The sequence below is a fragment of the Streptomyces sp. NPDC097640 genome (assembly GCF_040302705.1).
Lineage (GTDB): Bacteria > Actinomycetota > Actinomycetes > Streptomycetales > Streptomycetaceae > Streptomyces.
Genome location: NZ_JBEOSB010000023.1, coordinates 81,842 through 99,918, shown reverse-complemented (window position 1 = coordinate 99,918; position 18,077 = coordinate 81,842). Strand labels below are relative to the sequence as shown.

General features: G+C 70.2%; 16 protein-coding genes. 6 read left to right on the top strand and 10 right to left on the bottom strand.

Annotation, left to right across the window (positions count from 1 at the left end; translation table 11 throughout):
- Positions 1-10 precede the first annotated feature (10 nt).
- From ABTY62_RS31700 to ABTY62_RS31685, 4 genes are all read right to left on the bottom strand, one after another.
- Positions 11-1,186 carry an MFS transporter gene (locus ABTY62_RS31700; RefSeq protein WP_352132854.1) on the bottom strand — a complete coding sequence of 392 codons (1,176 nt, stop codon included), beginning with the start codon at positions 1,184-1,186 and terminating at the stop codon, positions 11-13.
- On the bottom strand, positions 1,183-2,040 hold the full coding sequence (locus tag ABTY62_RS31695; RefSeq protein ID WP_352132853.1) for a carbohydrate kinase family protein: 858 nt from the start codon (positions 2,038-2,040) through the stop codon (positions 1,183-1,185). Before ABTY62_RS31695 ends, ABTY62_RS31700 begins: the two co-directional genes overlap by 4 nt.
- Positions 2,037-3,212, bottom strand: a complete 1,176-nt coding sequence (locus ABTY62_RS31690; RefSeq protein ID WP_352132852.1) for a hypothetical protein — start codon at positions 3,210-3,212, stop codon at positions 2,037-2,039. The genes ABTY62_RS31695 and ABTY62_RS31690 overlap by 4 nt, the downstream gene beginning before the upstream one ends.
- A gap of 322 nt (positions 3,213-3,534) precedes the next feature.
- Complete coding sequence (locus tag ABTY62_RS31685) at positions 3,535-4,758, bottom strand: MFS transporter (protein WP_352132851.1); 1,224 nt, start codon at positions 4,756-4,758, stop codon at positions 3,535-3,537.
- A gap of 96 nt (positions 4,759-4,854) precedes the next feature.
- Between ABTY62_RS31685 and ABTY62_RS31680 the strand changes: the two genes are divergently transcribed.
- Positions 4,855-5,307: a winged helix-turn-helix transcriptional regulator gene (locus tag ABTY62_RS31680; RefSeq protein WP_352132850.1), complete on the top strand. Its 453-nt coding sequence runs from the start codon at positions 4,855-4,857 to the stop codon at positions 5,305-5,307.
- Between the two features lie 27 nt (positions 5,308-5,334).
- Here the strand turns inward: ABTY62_RS31680 and ABTY62_RS31675 are convergent, their stop codons facing one another.
- From ABTY62_RS31675 to ABTY62_RS31660, 4 genes are all read right to left on the bottom strand, one after another.
- Entirely contained in the window at positions 5,335-6,108 is a 774-nt protein-coding gene (locus ABTY62_RS31675; protein WP_352132849.1) for an SDR family NAD(P)-dependent oxidoreductase, read from the bottom strand.
- Between the two features lie 806 nt (positions 6,109-6,914).
- Positions 6,915-8,051 carry an NHL repeat-containing protein gene (locus ABTY62_RS31670; RefSeq protein ID WP_352132848.1) on the bottom strand — a complete coding sequence of 379 codons (1,137 nt, stop codon included), beginning with the start codon at positions 8,049-8,051 and terminating at the stop codon, positions 6,915-6,917.
- A gap of 196 nt (positions 8,052-8,247) precedes the next feature.
- Entirely contained in the window at positions 8,248-10,281 is a 2,034-nt protein-coding gene (locus ABTY62_RS31665) for a glycoside hydrolase (protein WP_352132847.1), read from the bottom strand.
- A gap of 93 nt (positions 10,282-10,374) precedes the next feature.
- Entirely contained in the window at positions 10,375-12,003 is a 1,629-nt protein-coding gene (locus tag ABTY62_RS31660) for a glycoside hydrolase family 43 protein (RefSeq protein WP_352132846.1), read from the bottom strand.
- Positions 12,004-12,302: 299 nt separating this feature from the next.
- Between ABTY62_RS31660 and ABTY62_RS31655 the strand changes: the two genes are divergently transcribed.
- The 3 genes from ABTY62_RS31655 to ABTY62_RS31645 are packed head-to-tail and all read left to right on the top strand — an operon-like array spanning position 12,303 to position 14,982.
- Entirely contained in the window at positions 12,303-12,980 is a 678-nt protein-coding gene (locus tag ABTY62_RS31655; RefSeq protein WP_352132845.1) for an ArsR/SmtB family transcription factor, read from the top strand.
- Positions 12,977-13,711, top strand: coding sequence for an aminotransferase class V-fold PLP-dependent enzyme (locus ABTY62_RS31650; protein ID WP_352132844.1), 735 nt, complete (start codon positions 12,977-12,979; stop codon positions 13,709-13,711). The genes ABTY62_RS31655 and ABTY62_RS31650 overlap by 4 nt, the downstream gene beginning before the upstream one ends.
- Positions 13,708-14,982, top strand: coding sequence for an MFS transporter (locus ABTY62_RS31645; protein WP_352132843.1), 1,275 nt, complete (start codon positions 13,708-13,710; stop codon positions 14,980-14,982). Before ABTY62_RS31650 ends, ABTY62_RS31645 begins: the two co-directional genes overlap by 4 nt.
- 46 nt (positions 14,983-15,028) lie before the next feature.
- Here ABTY62_RS31645 and ABTY62_RS31640 read toward each other — a convergent pair whose 3' ends face one another.
- The gene (locus ABTY62_RS31640) at positions 15,029-15,469 is read right to left on the bottom strand and encodes a MarR family winged helix-turn-helix transcriptional regulator (RefSeq protein WP_352132842.1); all 441 of its coding nucleotides are present in this window, start codon (positions 15,467-15,469) and stop codon (positions 15,029-15,031) included.
- Positions 15,470-15,566: 97 nt separating this feature from the next.
- On the opposite strand from ABTY62_RS31640, the gene ABTY62_RS31635 reads away from it, so the two are divergent.
- Both ABTY62_RS31635 and ABTY62_RS31630 read left to right on the top strand, forming a co-directional pair.
- Positions 15,567-16,490, top strand: a complete 924-nt coding sequence (locus ABTY62_RS31635; RefSeq protein ID WP_352132841.1) for a quinone oxidoreductase family protein — start codon at positions 15,567-15,569, stop codon at positions 16,488-16,490.
- Between the two features lie 84 nt (positions 16,491-16,574).
- Positions 16,575-17,081, top strand: a complete 507-nt coding sequence (locus tag ABTY62_RS31630) for a GNAT family N-acetyltransferase (protein ID WP_352132925.1) — start codon at positions 16,575-16,577, stop codon at positions 17,079-17,081.
- A gap of 723 nt (positions 17,082-17,804) precedes the next feature.
- Here the strand turns inward: ABTY62_RS31630 and ABTY62_RS31625 are convergent.
- Positions 17,805-18,017, bottom strand: a complete 213-nt coding sequence (locus tag ABTY62_RS31625) for a recombinase family protein (RefSeq protein WP_502997553.1) — start codon at positions 18,015-18,017, stop codon at positions 17,805-17,807.
- Positions 18,018-18,077: the final 60 nt, after the last annotated feature.

Sequence of the window (18,077 nt, the reverse complement as noted above, 5' to 3'; positions counted from 1 at the left end):
TTTCCGGCCCTCACAGGCTCCGCAGCCGGCGGCGTAGAAGGAGCGCGGCCAGCGCGGGCCCGGCCAGGACCACCGCGCCTGCCGCGGCGTAGGCGCTGTGGACGCCCAGCACCCCGGCCAGGGGCGGCAGAACCCCCTTCGCCCCGCCCAGGGAGACGCGGTTGGCCGTGGTCAGCAGGGTCTTCATCCGGCCGCGCATGTGCTCGGCCGCCAGCAGTGACACGAAGGTCACGGCAAGCACCCCGACCACGTTCGTAGCCGCTCCCTCCAGCATCTTGGCGGCGAAGGCCACCGGCGGAGAGGTCGTCGCGGCGGCCGTCAGCAGGCAGCCACCCAGCAGCAGCACCGCTCCTGTGGCCACGGCGGGAATCCGCTCGGGCCGGCCCAGGCGGCCGGAGGCGATGAGGGCCGCGGCGGCGGTCTCCCCTGCGAGCGCCGCGGCCCCGTAGGGACCGGCCCACACGTGCGCCGACAGGCCCAGGCGTTCGTCGACGTAGGCGACGTAGAGAGTGTCCTTGGCCCCCCAGGCGATGCCCGCGACCGTGTACAGCACGGCCGTGTAGAGGGCCAGCGGCCGCCCGTGCAGGTAGCGCAGGCCCTCGTGGAACTGGCGGGCCACGCTGGATCCGGTGCGTGTGGCGGTGGCCGGGGCCGGCAGGCGCAGGCCGTGGAAGGCGAGGGCGGTGACGGCGAACGTGACCGCGTCGGCCAGGAAGACGGCCGGTCCCAGCGTCCCGGCGAGGAAGGGACCGACGGCGACCCCGGCGGCGGTGGCCAGCCGGCCGGTGAGCGACATCGTCCCGCTCGCCTTGGCCACGGGCACGGCGGCGCGGGCGGCGGCGGCCGGCAGGAGGCGGGTCAGGGACCCGGAGAGGGCGACCTCCCACGGGGTGCGGACGGCCAGGACCAGGGCGTACCACCAGGCCCCGTAGTGGAGCATCAGGGCGGTGAGGACCGCCAGCACCGCCGAGGAGACGACCAGGCCACGGCGGGCGTCGTGACGGTCCACCAGGACGCCGATCCAGGGCGCGCACACGACGGTGGCCACCAGCGGGATCCCCTGCACCAGGCCGAGGGCGGGGACACCCGAGCGGACCGTCACCAGGTAGGCCACGGCTGCCGCGTTGATCCCCGAGCCGGCCAGCGACACCGCCTGGGCCGCCATCAGTATGCGCAGCCCCGTCATCGCCGCAGCTCGCCGGCGGAGAGGTGGGAGGCCGCGTAGGCGGTGGCGGCGCGGACGGCCCTCCGGGCGGGCAGGCGCAGACCGTGGAGCGCATGCGCGAGGGCGGCGGTGAAGGCGTCGCCCGCCCCGGTGGTGTCGGGAACCGGGCCGACGCCCACGGCCGGGGTGTGCCAGCAGTCGGCGTCGTCGGGCGCAAGGGCGAGGCTGCCGTCGGCACCGAGGGTGAGGACGAGCAGTAACGCACGGGAGCGGGAGCGCAGCGCGTGCAGGAAGCCGGGCAGGTCCTGGCCGGAGAGGCGCTCGTGGCTCATGACGAGGGTGTCGGCGGTGAGGAAGTCCCGATCGTAGGGGTTGTCAGGGCCGCGCACGTCCTGAAGGTCCACCACCACCGGCACCCCCAGTCCTCGGGCGGCGGGCAGCAGCGGGCGGGAGAAGTCGAGGTTGCCCAGCACGCACACGTTCGCCCCGGCGGCGGTGGCGCGGAACGGGGCAGGGCCGAAGGAGGCGGCCAGGGCCCCGCCGAGGTCGGTGTTGACCTGGCGACGGCCCGCGGGGTCCACGAGGATGACGGACCGCGGGGTGCGCTCCAGGGACCGGGTGCACAGGCCGGTGCCGACGCCCAGACGGTGTGCGGCGGCCAGCACGGCCTGCCCGGGGGCGTCGTCGGCCAACGGCGCGATCAGCTCGACGGCGGCCCCCAGTTGTGCGAGGGCCGCGGCGACGTTGAAGCCCACCCCGCCGACCGTGTCCTCGATCCGGCCGGGCAGGTGACGCGCGGGGCTGTAAGGGTGGGGGAAGCCCTGCACCGGCAGCCGCGTCTGCTGGTTGGCGATGCCTGCGACGACGGCCCTCATCCGCTCGCCTCCAGCTCCCTTTCCTTCGTCTCCTCCTCCCTGTCCTGCGGGCCGGGTACGGCGAGGTCCAGCAGCTCGTACAGCGCGCCGCGGGTGCGGGGCGCGGCCTGACCGGGGTGGCTGACGAACCGGGGCGCGAGGTCGGCGAGCCCCGGCGGCACCCCCGCCTCCAAGGCGAGTTCGAGCGCCTGCGGCAGCGAGGGCTCGGCCAATTGGGGCGTCATGGCGCGCAGCGCGTCCACCGGGGACCCGGGGGTGACGGCACCCGGTTCGGCGGGGACGGCGACCATCGGCCTGGGCCGCAGGGCGAAGCGCAGGGCGAGCGAGCCGAAGTCGTACACCGCGAGGTCGGCGGCGGCGTACGCGCCCATCCAGGACTGCCACGGCGGGACGAGGCAGACCGCCTCCGGCGCCGCGGCAAGAGCGCGGGCGAGGTGGGGACGAGGGCGTCCGCGCTGGTCCCAGTTGTGGGGGTGCGGCTTGAGGACGACACGGACGTGCCCGGGCAGCCGACGGGCGCTCTTCAGCAGGGCTGGGCCGTGCCAAGCGAGCATTCCGGCATCGCCCCAAGTGGCCGAGAGCAGTACGAGGAGATCTTCGGGGCCGGCGCACAGCAGGGCGCGGGCGGTGGCGCGGCGCGCGAGGACGGCGAGGAACTCGTCGGTCTCCAGGTCACCGACGACCCGTATTCGCCCGGTGAGCTGAGGGGTGAGGCCCTCGGCCCGTGCCCGCCCCTCCTCGCTCGCCTCGAGCATGGCGGTGTAGATCGGCTCTCCCGAGCGAAGGACGAAGTCCGGGCCGTAGGTGAAGTCCTGGCCCAGCACCTGCTTGCCCGCGCCCACCCCGTGCGGGACGAACACCCGGGCCCCGGTTCGGGTGAACAGGTGGGCTCCGCCGTGGTTGGCGAAGATCGCCAGGTCCCACGGCTCGGCGGTTGCCGCCTCGAACGGCACCAGGGGCAGGCCCCAGCGGCCGACCTCCGCCTCGCAGCCCCGCCCGAAGTGGTCCGGGGCGAGCGTCGCCGCAAAGGAAAGGCGGCCGTCGTCCGCCAGGAGCCGGTGCACCCGGCGCAGCGTCCGCAGGGAAACCCGGTTGTGGACGATGTAGAGGACGGCACGTGCCTTCCCTGCCACGCGGATGGGCGGGGGATCGGCTCCGGGGAATAAACCCACACATGCTCCTCTTAGAGACAGGGCGGTCGGACGAGAAATAAGAGGTTACAACAAGCGCTCGATAAAGGTTCGGCTCTGTTGCCATTTTGGAAATTTCCGGTAGCGGAACACTGAGGGATGCGGCGCGGCGGAAAGCCTCGCAAACGGGCAATCAATGGGACACCCGTGTCGAAGTCTTGAGAGCTTTTTAAAAGCCCGCAAATCGGGCTGATTTTGCCTGTGATGCAGGAGAAGCGGCCTCTATGCGCGCTTTCGGATGAGCCAAAACGTTGGGAGGGAAACGGAGTCAGGGACACTGAGTCGGACGGGAATGAGTCCGATTTCAGCGGCGGCCGGAAGACGCCCACAGCACGAGCCCGAGGGAGCTGAACGCGGCGCCCAGTACGCATACGGCGCCCCAGCCGGCCACCGTGTAGAGGGAGGTCGCGGCGATGGCGCCGGTGGCGCTGCCGATCGAGTAGAAGACCATGTATCCGCCGATCAGCCGGCTGCCCGCGTCCGGGTGCAGCGCGTAGATCAGGGTCTGGTTGGTGACATGGACGGCCTGCACGGCGAGGTCGAGCAGGATCACCCCGACGACCAGGGCCCAGAGCGAGCTGCGGGTGAAGGCCAAGGGCAACCACGAGGCGGTGAGCAGTGCCAGGGCGATGCCGGTGGTCCGCCGGGAGAGGCCACGGTCGTTCAGCCGACCCGCCACGGTCGCGGCCAGGGCGCCTGCGACCCCGATCAGCCCCAGCGCCCCGATCGCGCTGTGGGACAGGAAGTACGGGGCCTCGCTGAGCGGCAGCGCGACGCTGCTCCACAGGGTGCTGAAGGCGGCGAAGATCAGCAGACCGAACAGGGCCCGGAGCCGCAGCAGCCGTTCGCGTGCGAACAGGGTGACCGTCGAGCGCAGGAGCTGTCCGTAGCGCAGGGGTGTCGGCGGAGCGTCACGGTGGCGCGGCAGCACTCGGTACAGGACCAGGGCGAGCAGCGCGGTGAGCGACGCCGAGGCGAGGTAGACGGAGCGCCAGCCCGCGAGATCGGCCATGAGGCCGGACACGGTGCGGGCGAGCAGGATGCCGATGACCACGCCGCTGGTGACCAGGCCGACGACCCGTCCGCGCCCGGCGGGAGGGGCCAGCGATGCCGCGAAGGCCACCAGCGTCTGCGTGACGACCGCGAGAAGTCCCGTCGCGGCCATGCCCGCGAGCAGGATCGCCGCCGAGTGTGCGGCGGCGACCACGGCCAGCGCCACCACCAGGAGCAGCAACTGGGCCACGATGAGCCGTCTGCGGTCGGCCATGTCGCCCAGCGGCACGAGGAAGAAGAGCCCCAGCCCGTATCCGACATGCGTCAGGGTGACCACGCTGCCGACAAGTGCCGGGCTCATGGCGAGATCTCGGCCCATGGTCACCAGGAGCGGCTGGGAGAAGTAGACGTTGGCCACCGCTGCCCCGCAGGCGACGGCGAACAGTATGACGACGCCACGGGACAGGACGAACGCGGAACCCTCCTCGCTTCGGGCCTCGGCCCGTCGTGTCACGGCCTCACCGCAGCCGGGCATCAGCACTCCTCCGCAGATCTGGTTTCAACTTGCTACCGATGGCGACCGTAGGCTCTTTGGTAGCATGTTGCAACCGTCGTGAGAGTGAGGGACGCCATGGTGACCAGGACGCGCTTCGACGACAGCGACTGTCCCGTCGCCCGGTCGGTGGACGCGATCGGCGACTGGTGGTCCCTGCTGATCGTGCGGGACGCCTTCGACGGAAGCCGGCGCTTCGGTGAGTTCCAGCGCAGCCTCGGCGTGGCGAAGAACATCCTCACCGCGCGTCTGCGCACCCTGGTCGCCGGCGGTGTTCTCGAATCCGTCCCCGCCTCGGACGGCAGCGCCTATCGCGAGTACGTACTGACCCCGAAGGGCCAGGCGCTCTTCCCCGTCATCGTGGCACTGCGGCAGTGGGGCGAACAGCACTTCTTCGCCCCCGGCGAACCACACTCACAGTTGGTCGACCGGCAGCAGGGACATCGCCTCCGCGCACTGGAAGTGCGGTCTGCGGACGGGCGACGGCTGAACCCCGACGACACCACCGTCCACAAGATCTCCACCGGGTGATCCGAGCCGGAGACCCGGTGCGGACGACTACTGGTGGGTGCCGCCGTCGATGCGGATCTCGGTCCCGGTGATGAAGGCACCGTCGTCGGACACGAGCATGGCGACCACGCCGGCGACGGCGTCGGGCGAGCCGAAGCCCTCGCCGATGGCCGGAGTGAGCTTGGTGAAGAGGTTCCAGTCGGTGTCCTCGGGCACGAGCGAGAAGATGTTCTCGGTGATGCCGCTGGAGATGCTGCCCGGGTTGATGTTCACCGCGCGCAGACCCTGCTTGGCGTATTCCTGGGCGATGCTGTGGGTGAAGGACAGGATGCCTCCCTTGCTCGCGGAGTACGCGGCCATGAACGGGTGGGCGAACTGCGCCGATGTGGAGCTGAAGTTGACCACCACGCCCTGGCCCGTCTCCAGAAGGGCGGGCAGCGCGGCCCGGGTGACAAGGAACGTGCCGGTGAGGTTCACGGCGATCACGCGGTTCCACAGGTCGAGCGAGCATGCGTGCGTGTGCGCGCCGCGCAGCATGCCGGCCACGTTGATCAGGGCGTCGAGTCCGCCGAGTCGGGTGACGGCGTCCGCCACGACCGTGTTCACGGCGTTCTCGTCGGAGACGTCCAGGGCGGCGGTGTTCAACCGGTCGTCGCCGGTCCCGGCCTTGGTGGCGAGGGCGGCGGTCTCCGCAAGCCCTTCCTCGGCGACATCGGTGGCGACGACATGCGCACCTTCGGCGAGCAGCCGCAACGTCGTCGCACGGCCGATGCCGGAGGCGGCCCCGGTGATGAATATGCGTCGATTGTCCAGGCGTTTCATAGGGGTTACCTCTCGTCGTTCTTCTCGGGGGAGTGGGTTCCGGTGCCGTGGGCGCAGGCAAGGGAGCCGCCCGTGTGCGGGTGTCGCGGAGAACGAGTACACGGCTCGGTGCGCCGCGTGGCGCGCGCACGGCGGATGACTCTAAGGCCAAAAGTCAAACAAGGACAGGTTTTCGAGGCTGTGGATGTCGTGAGGCCTGGATGGTTTCCGACATGTCGATGCCCGGGTTCAGCAGCCACTGCAACTGGAGCCCGTCCGAGAGAGCGAGCAGCATCCGTCCCATTGTGGTCCGGCCGGATATCCGTGCGGACCGTGTCCCGTTCCTGGGCCTTGCGCAGCCCGTCCTCGATGGACTCCGTCAGAGCCTCGTACCGTCGGACGAAGAACGCGTTGGCCGGGTGCTCCGGATCCGAGGCTGCGGCGGACAGGGTGACGAACAGATCCACCAGGCCCCGCTGCCGTGCGCTGTGTGCCGCGGTGCGGGCGACCGCCGCCGGGCGGATTCTCAACATCGGACAGAACCTGGTCGGCCGGCTGCGCCTGACCGTCTCCGGCAAGGCCGGCCGGCGCCGCCGCCGTACGGGCCGTGGTCCTGCACTCCGACCTGATGCGCACGGCCGGGGCGTCGAGATCCGCCCTCCAACACCGGGGCCCCGGCGCCCCCGGGTGTTCCGGGGTGCGCCGGGGCCATGGGCCGTACCGCGTTGCGCCGCCAGCGGAAGCGCGCGACCAGCGTTTCGTCCAGCCGGTCGGGCGCCCCGCGCGCCTGGGCTCGCGCGGGGCCGGATCAGCCCCGCGCAAGCGGATCAGCGTCGGCTCAGCACGTTCAAGGTGTTGGTCGCGTTGTTCACGAAGTAGACCCGGTCGGGGTTCTCGGCGATCGCGATCCCGAACAGGACGCCCGCTCCCGGCGGGGAGCCGCTGCGGTCGAGCGTGCGCACGGCCACCTGGTCGCCGCCTGGGGTGGTCTCCACAATGTTGCCGTCGCCGCCGTTGACGGTGAGGATGTTGCCCTTCGGGGTGATCGCCATCCCGAGCGGGCCGTTGAGGTGCTGGTCGCAGGTGACCACTCGGCCGGTGCCGGCGCTGTCGTCCCGGGTCAGCGCGTCCGGGATCGCGGTGATGCGGTTGTCGACGGTGTCCGCCACGTAGAGCGTCCCGTCCCGCAGGCCGACACCCGTCGGGCCGATCACGAGGGCCGCCGGGTCGGTCTTCTGGGCGAAGCCCGAACCGATCTTGGTCGTGGCGATCCGGGTCGGCGGCCGGTGGCCGTGGGTGCGCAGGGTGATCCGCAGCACGGTGCCCCGCCGCACGATGTCGCCGCCGCCCGCGACCGTGCCGTTGAGCACGTTGGTGACGAACAGGTCGGTCTCGTCGCCGTGGCTCTTCGCGGTCATGTCCCAGGGACCGTTGATCCCGTGGCCGCTGATGGTCTCCCGGACCTTTCCGCGGTTGTCCAGCACGAGCAGGCACCCGGCCTGCGCCGTGGCGGATGTGCCGTCGGCCGTGGGCAGACTGCCCACCACCACCCAGCCGCCCGGCAGGATGGACAGCGCGGTGGTCAGACCCACACCTCCCGGGCACGGTCCCGGCAGGTTCCGCGGGTCGATCTCGGCGAACAGGCTGGTCGTGCCCTTCGGGCTGACCTGCACGAGAGTGGTCCCCGTGCCCTGCTCGTTCGCGGCATTGTTGAAGTTGCTGACCAACACGTTGCCGCGCCGCAGGTCACCAACACTCTTCTTGACCAGGGCGGTGCCGTACGGGTTCACGTCGCCGTTGTCCGGAACCGTCGACGCGACGGTCGAGACGGTGCGCAGCGGCCCGAGGAACGGTCGCCCGTCCCCAGTCATCGGCGCGGCGGATACCGTCTGGCCCACCGTCAGGATCGCCGTCGCCGCGGTCACAGCCGCCGCCGCGAGACGCGAAGCGGAAAGAAGCCTCATCAGGTCATGCCTCCTCAGCGTCGTGCGCCATCCGGCGGTCTCACGACGGTCACAGAAAGTTGCCAACCATCACATAAGCGGACGCCATGGCGCAGCGCACGTCAGAGAGGGCCGGATGAGTGACTCGGGCATGAGGTGAGGGCGGACGCGGGTGGTGCCGGGACGCGTGTCCCGGCACCACGGTCTCCCGGCGCGGTCAGCAGGTGGAGTTGGTCTGGGTGAGCAGGCCGAGCCGCCAGGGCAGGGTGTTGTAGTCACCGCTGGCGCTGGGGTTCATGCCCTGGTAGAGGTACTGCATCTTGCAGGGGCTGATGGTGAGGGTCTGGTCGTACCCGGCGCGGATCAGCTCTCCGTGGCTGATGTCCTTCGTCCAGGCTCCCGCCGGGAAGGCGGTGTTGCTGGCCCGGGCGAACGGGTTGTTCTCGGAGGCGGCCAGTGGTGTCCAGGAGCCACCGATGCTGCTGGATGTCCAGGAGCGGAAGTACCGCTTTCCGTCGGACCCGATGGCCTCGACGATCAGCAGGTACTGGTTGCTGTCCTGCACTTTGTACACGTTGCTGGCTTCGAAGAGGGCGTATTTGTTGGAGTCCTGGGCGGCGATGACGGTGTTGGTGAACCCGTTCGGGAACTGGGCGAGGGTGGTCTGCGAGCGGTACAGGTGTCCGTTGTCGTCGGAGGAGAACAGGTAGCAGTTGGCGCTGTCGCAGATCACCCACATGTCGACCCAGTAGCCGTTGCCGATGTTCTGCTTGATGATGTCCGGCATCGAGGAGTAGAAGTTGCGCGGGGCGCTCCACCCGTTCGGGTTGCTGATGTCGGTGTTGGTGGAGTAGGAGGCGTTGCCGGTCTGGTATACGAGGTACCAGGTGCGCTGGGGCGCGAAGTAGAACACCTGGGGTGCGGCCCGGTATCCGGTGCCGATTCCGCTTCGGTCCAGGTAGTAGTGCGTGGCCGAGGCCGCCTGGGACCAGTCGGTGAAGCTCAGGTACACCAGGCTGTATCCGGAGGAGCTGGCTACGCTGGCGAACACGTGGTACTTGCCGTTGTAGTAGACCACCGACGGGTCCTTGAGCCCGGCGATGTTGTGGGTGGAGTCCGGCTTGGGGGACATCAGGACCCCGCTGGAGCTCCAGCCGAAGCTGCCGGGCAGGGCGGCGGCCGACGAGGCGGGGGAGGCCGTGGACCTCGCCGTGGCCTTGGTCGCGGATGTGCCGCCCAGCGCGGTGAGCACCGCGTTGTATGCGGCCTTCTTGTTGCCGCCGCCGTCGAAGAGCAGGGGGTTCTCCCCGGCGCGCCAGGAGTCGGTGTCCCTGATGCCCCACACGGTGATGCCGTTGCAGCGTGCGACGTTCATACAGGCCTTGACCGTGTTCGCGTACGCGGTCGTCGGCGCCTGCGCGATGTCCAGCTCGGTGATCTGCACGTCCACGCCGAGAGCCGCGAAGTTCGACAGGGTGGTCTGGAAACTCGCCGGCGGGCCGTTGGTGCCGAAGTGGGCCTGGAAACCGACACAGTCGATGGGCACGCCACGTGCCTTGAAGTCGCGCACCATGCGGTAGACGCCCTGGGTCTTGGCGTCGGTCCAGTTCTCGATGTTGTAGTCGTTGTAGTAGAGCTTGGCCGACGCGTCGGCCGCCCGGGCGGTGCGGAACGCCTCCTCGATGAAGCCGTCGCCCAGCAGGTTCTGGAAGACCGACGGGCGGTGCGCTCCGCTGCCGCCGTCGGCGAACGCCTCGTTGACCACGTCCCACGCGTAGACCTTGCCCTTGTAGTGGGCCACTTGGGTGGTGATGTGGTTGTTCATCACGCCGCGCAGGGTGTTTGCGTCGCCGATGGAGCTGACCCAGCTGGGCAGCTGGGAGTGCCATACCAGGGTGTGGCCGCGTACCCGCTGGCCGCGGGAGGTGGCGCGGTTGACGATCTGGTCGGCCGGGGCGAAGTTGAACGAGCCGCGGGACCGCTCGGTGGTGTCCCACTTCATCTCGTTCTCGGGGGTGACCATGTTGAACTCGCGGTCCAGGATCGTCGAGTACGTGCCGTCGCCGAGCTTGCCGGCTGCCACGGCGGCCCCGAAGTACCGACCGGACTGGGCCGCCTGAGCGCCCAGCGTGGTGGCCCGGGCGGAGTCGGGCGTGGCGAGTGCGGTCCCGGACAACGCGATGACGGTGGTGGCGGCCAGCAGTGCCGACACCGAGGCTCGGTGTCGGCCGCATCGGTTCCGAAGGTTCATCTCTCTCCTCGCGGGATCAGGGCTCCTGTATGGGAGCGCTCCCAAAATTGGACATTCGAACGCGGTCACGTCTACGTGAAGGGCGGTTGCCCGTCAGGGCGTGGACAGTTCGAACCGTGCGACCTTGACCGATCCGCCGAGTGCCTGGGTGGCGTGGTTGAAGATGGCGTACCGGTAGCCCATGAAGAACCGCCAGTCGTTGCCCATGGTGAAAGCGGGGCCGAGGCGGATGAAGTTGGTGCCGTCGGTGCTGTAGGAGAAGGTGCCGGGCCGGGCGGCGCCGGGGCGGATGTCGGCGGTGGCGCGCAGCCAGACGCGGCCGCCGGAGACGCCGGCGCTCGCGGCCTCGGCGCCGGTTCCGGTGGTGTTCCAGTTGCTGTCCATGGTGAGGCCGTTCACCATCACCACCCTGGTCGTGCCGCCGTCCCGTTTGAGACCGATCCAGGCGGAGGAGTCGCGCAACAGGGCGAGCCCTGCTCGGTCGCCGTCGCGCATCGCGGAGTAGTCGAGCTGGATGGTGGCGGTGGACGTCGGCCCCTGGATCCGGTGGGTGAGGGTGTTGCGGGCCCAGTACAGATCGCCTGTCACCGTCGCGGTCTGGAGCGTCAGTCCGTTGTTCACGGACCACTTGCTGTTGTCGGGGTTGTGGTTCCACTCCCACTTCGGCTTGAGGGCGGTGCCGTCGAAGGTGTCGACACCGGTCATCGGGGCGACCTGGCGGGGCGGGGCCGGGACGGCGGGGCTGGGGTACGAGGCGCCCCAGGCGCCGTTCACGAGCTGGATGACGGGCCAGCCGTCCGAGGTCCAGGTGACCGGGGCCAGCACGGGGATCCGCCCGCCGGGGTACGCGTCCACGAACGCCATGTAGTGCCAGGCGCCGCTCTGCGTCTGCACGAGTCCGCCCTGGTGCGGCACCCCGCCGCCGGAGACCGGGCCACGCAGGTCGAGCAGGACCTGGCGCAGTGTGTAGGGCCCGAAGGGGCCGCTCGTCGACTTCAGGATGTACTGGCCGTTGGCCGGGCGGGTGAGGAAGATGTAGTAGTTCCCGTTGATCTTGTAGAAGCGGGAGCCCTCCAGGGTGCCGATGCTGGAGGGCGTGGTGAACACCTGCTGAGTGCGGACCTGGGTGCGTCCGTCCGGGGAGAGCTGGGCGACGCTGATGGTGGAGTTCCCGTACGCCACGTACAGGGTGTCGTCGCTGTCGACGAGCAGGCCCGCGTCGTAGTAGGCGTTGTCGATCGCGGTGAGTCTGGACCAGGGCCCTTCGACGGCGGCGGCGGTGTAGATGTAGGTCTTGGCGAAGTCGATCTGGCCGAGCCAGAGATACGACCTGTTGCTCGGACGGTAGGCCAGCGACGAGGCCCAGATGCCCCGGACGTAGCCGCGTGCGCCGTTCAGGTCGTACTTGGCGCCGAAGTCCAGGACCGGCACCGAGTGGCCGGCGAACTCCCAGTTGACCAGGTCGTACGAGCGCAGGATCGGTGCCCCCGGGGAGTAGTGCATCGTGGAGGCCGAGTAGTAGTAGGTGTCACCGACGCGGATGATGTCGATGTCCGCGAAGTCCTGCCAGAGCACGGGATTTCCGTACTGTGCGGCGACGGCCGAGGGCATGGGCGTCGCCGCCTGTGCGGCCGCGGTGCCCGGCAGGGCGGCCCCCGCGGTCAGGCCGGTGGCCGCCGTCAGTACGTTCCGGCGCGTGTGTTCTTGATGGAGCCATGACATGTTGATCGCCCTCCTTGTGTGACGGGACGAAGAGGTGCCAGGGCGTGGTGGCGGGCGGGGATCGCTGTGCCGGTGCGGGTGGTGCGGCTGCTGCTGTGCTCGGTTCGGGCGGAGCGTACGGGCCGCTGCGGCCAAGCCTTCGTTCGGGGCGTCGAACGTCGGCCGGTCCGTCGGGTGACTTGGATGATAGGCGCCTCACAGGGAGCGTCAACGCCTTTGGCGATTCCGCCTGCGTCGCCGCGCCTGGTCATCGCCTCCATCATCATCTACGGTATTCCATGGATTTATGGAGGAAGCCTATGACGGGGAACACCGCAGCCGGTCCGAAGGCGCAGCTGTACGATGCCTTCGCGGCCAGCGGCAAGGCGCTGGCCAGCGGAAAGCGCCTGGAACTGCTCGATCTGCTCGCTCAGGGCGAGCGCACGGTCGATGCCCTGGCCAAGGCGGCGGGGCTGAACCTGACGACGGCCTCGGCGCATCTTCAGACCCTCAAGCAGGCCGGATTCGTCGCCACCCGCCGCGAGGGCGTACGCATCCACTACCGGCTCGCCGGCGATGACGTGGCCCAGCTGTTCGCCCTGCTGCGCAAGGTCGCGGAAGCCCACCAGGCCGCCGTGCCCGCGGCGCGGGACGCCTACCTCGGTGAGGGCGGCGCGGCGGAGGTGACCCACGAGGAACTGCGCGCCCGCGTGGCGGCCGGGGACGTGGTGGTGCTGGACGTACGGCCGGCGGAGGAATACCGGGCCGGGCACATTCCGGGTGCGGTGTCCATTCCGGTCGGGGAACTGGCCGACCGGATCGGCGAGTTGCCCGAGGAGACGGAGATCGTCGTCTACTGCCGGGGCGAGTACTGCGTGCTCGCCTACGACGCGGTGCGGCTGCTGACCGACCTCGGCCGGCGGGCCATCCGCCTCAACGACGGCATGCTGGAGTGGCGGCTGGCCGAACTGCCCGTCGACGCCGGGGACCTGGCGTGAACGGCGGCCACCCGCCCCTCCCTCCGGGGCTGACCGGCGCACCGGTCTGCCTGGACCACAACGCCGCCACCCCCGTTGACATCCGCGTGGCCGAGGCGATGTGGCCGCGCCTGACGGACCTCTTCGGCAACCCCTCCAGCAGCCACCACTACAGCGCCGAGCCCCGGCGGGCGCCGGCCGAGGTTCGGGCGCAGGTCGCCGCCCTGGTCGGCGCCCGCGCCGACGAGGCCGTGTTCACCGCCTCCGGCTCCGAGGCCGATCTGCTCGTGTGCGAGGGCCGCTTCCACTGCGACGCCGCCCAGGCGGTGGGGATGATCCCCCTCGACGCCGACGAGTTGGGCGACGGTGCTCCGGCCCGGATCGCGGCTCTGTGTGACGACCTCCACCAGCGCCTGGCGGCGGCGCTGCCCGGCCGCGTCCGCCTCAACGGCCCAGAGTGGAAGCGCCTGTCGAACACCCTGAACGTCAGCATCGACGACGCACTCGGCCATGAACCCCTCGCCGCCGCCCACGGGATCGCGGCCTCGACAGGCTCGGCCTGCCACCGCGGCAACCACACCGCTCGGGGCGCTGCGGCTGTCGCTGGGCCGCTGGTCCACGGCGGACGACATCGAGACGGCGGCGGAGGCACTCGTCAAGGTGGCCACCGAGCGCTGACCCCACCTCCCCCTGCGCGGGCCTCACCTCGGACAACACCACCGCCCCACCTACCGCCACCGGAAGAGACATGACCAGATCCGCACCAGGCGCCGGCACCACGGGCGCCGCATCCGACATATTCAACGCCGCCCAGGCACAGCGCCGCATCCTGCGCGTCCTGGTCGCCTCCCAGATCCTCAGCGGGGCCGGACTCGCCGCCGGCGTCACCGTCGGCGCCCTGCTCGCCCAGGACATGCTCGGCACCACCAGCCTCGCCGGGCTGCCCAGCGGCCTGTTCACCGCCGGATCCGCACTCGCCGCCGTCGCCGTCGGTCGCATCTCCCAAGCCCGCGGCCGCCGCCCCGGCCTGGCCGCCGGCTACTTCACCGGAGCCATCGGCAGCGCCGGTGTCATCACCGCCGCCGTCCTGGACAATCCCGCCCTGCTGTTCATCGCCCTGTTCGTCTACGGCGCCGGCACCGCCACCAACCTCCAGGCCCGCTATGCCGGAGCCGACCTCGCCCACCCCAACCACCGCGCCCGCGCCGTGTCCACCGTCCTGGTCGCCACCACCCTCGGCGGTGTCGCAGGCCCCAACCTCGCCGCACCCACCGGCGACCTCGCGGAAACCCTCGGTATCCCCAGCCTGGCCGGCCCGTTCCTGCTGTCCGGCGCCGCCTACGCCCTGGCCGCGCTCGTCCTCGCCGTCCGGCTGCGACCCGACCCGCTGCTCATGGCCCGTACCGTCGCCGCCGAACAGAGCGGCAGCTCCGCCACCGACGCGTCCCCGGCCACCGACCCCGCACACGAAGGCCGCGGAAGCGTGGTCCTCGGCGCGCTCGTCATGATCCTCACTCAGCTCGTCATGGTCGCGATCATGACGATGACCCCGGTCCACATGCACGACCACGGTCACGGCACCGCCGCCTCAGGTCTCGTCATCGCCGTCCACATCGGCGCCATGTACCTGCCCTCACCGGTCACGGGCTGGCTCGTCGACCGCTACGGCCGGCTGAAGGTCGCCGCCGCGTCCGGGCTCACCCTCCTGGCCGCGGGCATTCTCGCGGCCATCGCTCCCGACGACTCCGTCGCCCTCCTCGCGCTCGCCCTGGCCCTGCTGGGACTCGGCTGGAACTTCGGCCTCGTCTCCGGCACGGCGATCATCACCGACACCGTGCCGCTGGCCACCCGCGCCAAGACCCAGGGAATGGTCGACGTCTCCATTGCCATCGCCGGCGCCACCGGTGGCCTGACCTCCGGCATCGTCGTCGCCACCACCAGCTACCCCATCCTCGCCCTCACCGGTGGCGTCCTCGCCCTCGCGATCCTGCCGGCCATCGCCGCGACCGCGAGCAGCCGATGAACCAACCCGCTTCACCGCCTCAGGGCGGGGGCCGCCGCCCGCCGGATCACCGCACGCCGCTGATCCTCCGCAGCATCTCCAGGAACTGCTCCCGTTCGGCTGCCGACAGCGGAGCCAGGAGTTCGTCGTTGGCCCGCTGCCCCGCCCGTGTGCACTCCTCCAGGCGGCGCTCGCCCTCGGCGGTGAGACTCACCGCGTTCTTGCGGCGGTCGGCCGGGTCGGGGGCGCGCACGACGAGGCCTGCCGCCTGAAGATCGTTGAGGATGCCGACCATGTCCTTCGGGTCGAGCGAGACCGTCCTGCCCAGTTCGGCCTGGGCGACCGGGCCGAGATCCGCGACCGCGGCAAGGACCACGTGATGCCACATCTTCATGTCGTGTCGCGCGAGCGCCTCAGCGACCAGGCCGCGCCCACGGGCCGCCGCCCGGCCGAGGAGCCAGCTCGGGAGGGCGCTGATTCGGCTGGGCGCCGAGGGGTTCTCTGCCATGCGCGGCAGCGTACCGAGAAAACGTTGGAGTTCCCAATGATCGTCGGATATCGTTGGGAACTCCAATGAATCCCAAGGGTGTCGGAGGCGATCACGCATGCGGCGTATTCGGTATGAAAACATCGGCGGACCCGAAACTCTGTTCCAGGAAGAAGTTCCCGTCCCGGACCCCGGAGTTGGTGAACTGCTCGTCAGGACCGAGGCGATCGGCGTCACGCTCCCCGTCGTACGCAAAGTGCGCGAGGGTACGCAGCCCGTCCCGCTCGGCGGCGAGCTGGCCGGTGAAGTGGTGCGCGTCGGCCAAGGCGTGAGCGGATACGCGCCGGGCGACCGGGTCACCGGCCTCTGCTTCGGGCACGGGTATGCGGAGTACGCGCTGCTGCACACCGCGATGGCCTCCCCCGTCCCGGCGGGCGCCACCGCCAAGGACGCCGTCGCGCTGGTCCGCAGCGGTGTGGTGGCGCTCGGCGCACTGGAGGCCGCGCGCCCGGAGAAGGGCGAGTCGGTGCTGGTCACCGCGGCGGCGAGCGGGGTCGGCCATCTCGCCCTACAGCTGGCCCGGCTGAGGGGTGCCTCACGCGTCGTCGCCGCCGTGAGCGATCCCGCCAAGGCGGACTTCGTGCGCTCCGTCGGCGCCGATGCCGTGGTGACATACGAACAAGAGAGCTGGGGCGAGCCGGTCGATATCGTGCTCGACGCGGTCGGCGGCGAACTGCTCACCCCCGCCGTCAGGGCGCTCGCGCCCGGCGGACGGCTGGTCGCGTACAGCTCGGGCGGCGGCACCATCGAGGCGTACGACCTCCTCGTCGGTGGCAAGTCGGCCATCGGGTTCCAGGTGGCGATCGTGGCCAGGACCCGGCCCGAGCGGTATGCGGGGTGGATCGAGGAGCTGTGGAGGCTGTTCGGCGAGGGCGTGCTGCGGCCCACGGTCCACGCGGAGTTCGCCCTCGCGGACGCGGCACGAGCACACGCGACGATCGAGGGCCGGGCCAATCGGGGAAAGATCGTCCTCGTGCCCTGAGGGCTGATCCGACGGCGAATCTTCTCGTAGTGTCGGATGGTCATCAGCAGCGGGAGCGGTCGGGCAGGAGCCAGCGTGGGCGTGATGAAGATCGGGGCCATCGAGACGAGCAGGCTGAGCCTCGTGCCGCTCGCTGTCGAGCACGCCGACGAGATGGCCGACGTGCTCTCCGACCCTGCTCTGCATGTCTTCATCGGTGGTGTCCCGCATTCCCCACAGGCTTTGCGATCCCGGTATGAACGCTTGGTCGCCGGCTCACCCGATCCTTCCGTGACCTGGTGGAACTGGGTGATCCGGCTGCGCGAGGAGAAGAGCCTGACCGGGACGGTGCAGGCGACGATCAGCGCCGGCGAGCACGGGTGTGCGGCCGAGGTCGCCTGGGTGGTCGGGACTCCGTGGCAAGGGCGCGGGATCGCCACCGAGGCCGCACGAGGGCTGGTTGCCTGGCTGAGGGAACAAGACGTGCAGGCGATCTGTGCCCACATTCATCCGGATCATCACGCGTCCGCTGCCGTTGCCGCTGCTGCCGGCCTGGCTCCCACCGGTCAGTGGCACGAAGGCGAGATCAGGTGGGAACTTCCGGCGAGGTAGCAAGCCACCGGCCCGGAGCGCCCAGGTGGGTGGCAAGAGCGGCGGCAGGGGGTCGGGCCAGTCGGCGGGTTCGACGAGGTGGTGCCGTCCAGCGAACAACACTGTGGCCAGGAGCGAGGCGGCTATGCGCGCGGCCACTTGTACGGTCCGAAAGCCCGCCCTGGTACGGTCCCGCGCGGAAGTGTGGTTTCGTGACCGGGCGCGGCGTATTCCGGGATGGGGCGATCTCGCGAAGCAAGTACTGTGGGCTGGGCCTTAGCGGGGCAGGGCCAGGCGTGGCTCGTGTCGTGTCAGGAGCCGAAGATCAGGTCGGTTGCGGTGCTGTCGAGCCATTCCCAGTACTGTTTGTGGTTATTGAGCTGCTCGTCCCGGTGGGCCAGGTAGGCGTCCCGCTCGCCAGGAAGAACGCGAACGCCTCCGCTGCGGCGAGCCGCTCGTGTTCCACGACGATCTGTTCACGCATTGACGCGTGAGAGCTGCTGACGGCATCAGTCGTGCCCAGTTCTTCTGCCGGTGGGGTCCCGGCGATGCGAACCGGGCCGACGTGCAGGTCCAGCGGTATCTACCTGCCGAATATGGTGACTTGAATCTGTACTTGGTCGCCGATGTGGGAGATGAGAGTCGCCGACAGACCCGCGAACGGGCCGTCAGCCACCTCGACCTGTATCTCGTCCATGGTGGGCTCGTCCCTCCGGAAGGGTGGCCAGAATAAAAACATCTTGCTCATCGGGCCCGCCGGGTCATAGATCGACTCGCCGAGGGACAGGCGGACGCCTCGGGGACGAGTGAGTCGCCGATCTCGCGGGCGTCGGGCACGGAGCGGGCGAGGCGGTCGAGCTTGGGCACCACGAGGGTGTCGCCGGCGCGCACGGCAGCCAGCGCCTGGTCGAGGCCGGGGCGGGCTCGACGGCGATCACGCAGGCCGCTGGCGATCACCCTTCAAGATCTGTGTGTTCGTTGGGGGATCCCCTTACGGACAGGCTCAAGAGGCCCCGC

Excerpts from the sequence above, each read along its gene's own strand:
- ABTY62_RS31665 (WP_352132847.1), bottom strand. The coding sequence starts at position 10,281 with ATGAACCTTCGGAACCGATGCGGCCGACACCGAGCCTCGGTGTCGGCA.
- ABTY62_RS31695 (WP_352132853.1), bottom strand. The coding sequence starts at position 2,040 with ATGAGGGCCGTCGTCGCAGGCATCGCCAACCAGCAGACGCGGCTGCCG.
- ABTY62_RS31635 (WP_352132841.1), top strand. The coding sequence starts at position 15,567 with ATGCGGCGTATTCGGTATGAAAACATCGGCGGACCCGAAACTCTGTTC.
- ABTY62_RS31675 (WP_352132849.1), bottom strand. The coding sequence starts at position 6,108 with ATGAAACGCCTGGACAATCGACGCATATTCATCACCGGGGCCGCCTCC.
- ABTY62_RS31655 (WP_352132845.1), top strand. The coding sequence starts at position 12,303 with ATGACGGGGAACACCGCAGCCGGTCCGAAGGCGCAGCTGTACGATGCC.
- ABTY62_RS31670 (WP_352132848.1), bottom strand. The coding sequence starts at position 8,051 with ATGAGGCTTCTTTCCGCTTCGCGTCTCGCGGCGGCGGCTGTGACCGCG.
- ABTY62_RS31660 (WP_352132846.1), bottom strand. The coding sequence starts at position 12,003 with ATGTCATGGCTCCATCAAGAACACACGCGCCGGAACGTACTGACGGCG.
- ABTY62_RS31700 (WP_352132854.1), bottom strand. The coding sequence starts at position 1,186 with ATGACGGGGCTGCGCATACTGATGGCGGCCCAGGCGGTGTCGCTGGCC.
- ABTY62_RS31645 (WP_352132843.1), top strand. The coding sequence starts at position 13,708 with ATGACCAGATCCGCACCAGGCGCCGGCACCACGGGCGCCGCATCCGAC.
- ABTY62_RS31630 (WP_352132925.1), top strand. The coding sequence starts at position 16,575 with ATGAAGATCGGGGCCATCGAGACGAGCAGGCTGAGCCTCGTGCCGCTC.
- ABTY62_RS31685 (WP_352132851.1), bottom strand. The coding sequence starts at position 4,758 with ATGCCCGGCTGCGGTGAGGCCGTGACACGACGGGCCGAGGCCCGAAGC.
- ABTY62_RS31640 (WP_352132842.1), bottom strand. The coding sequence starts at position 15,469 with ATGGCAGAGAACCCCTCGGCGCCCAGCCGAATCAGCGCCCTCCCGAGC.
- ABTY62_RS31680 (WP_352132850.1), top strand. The coding sequence starts at position 4,855 with ATGGTGACCAGGACGCGCTTCGACGACAGCGACTGTCCCGTCGCCCGG.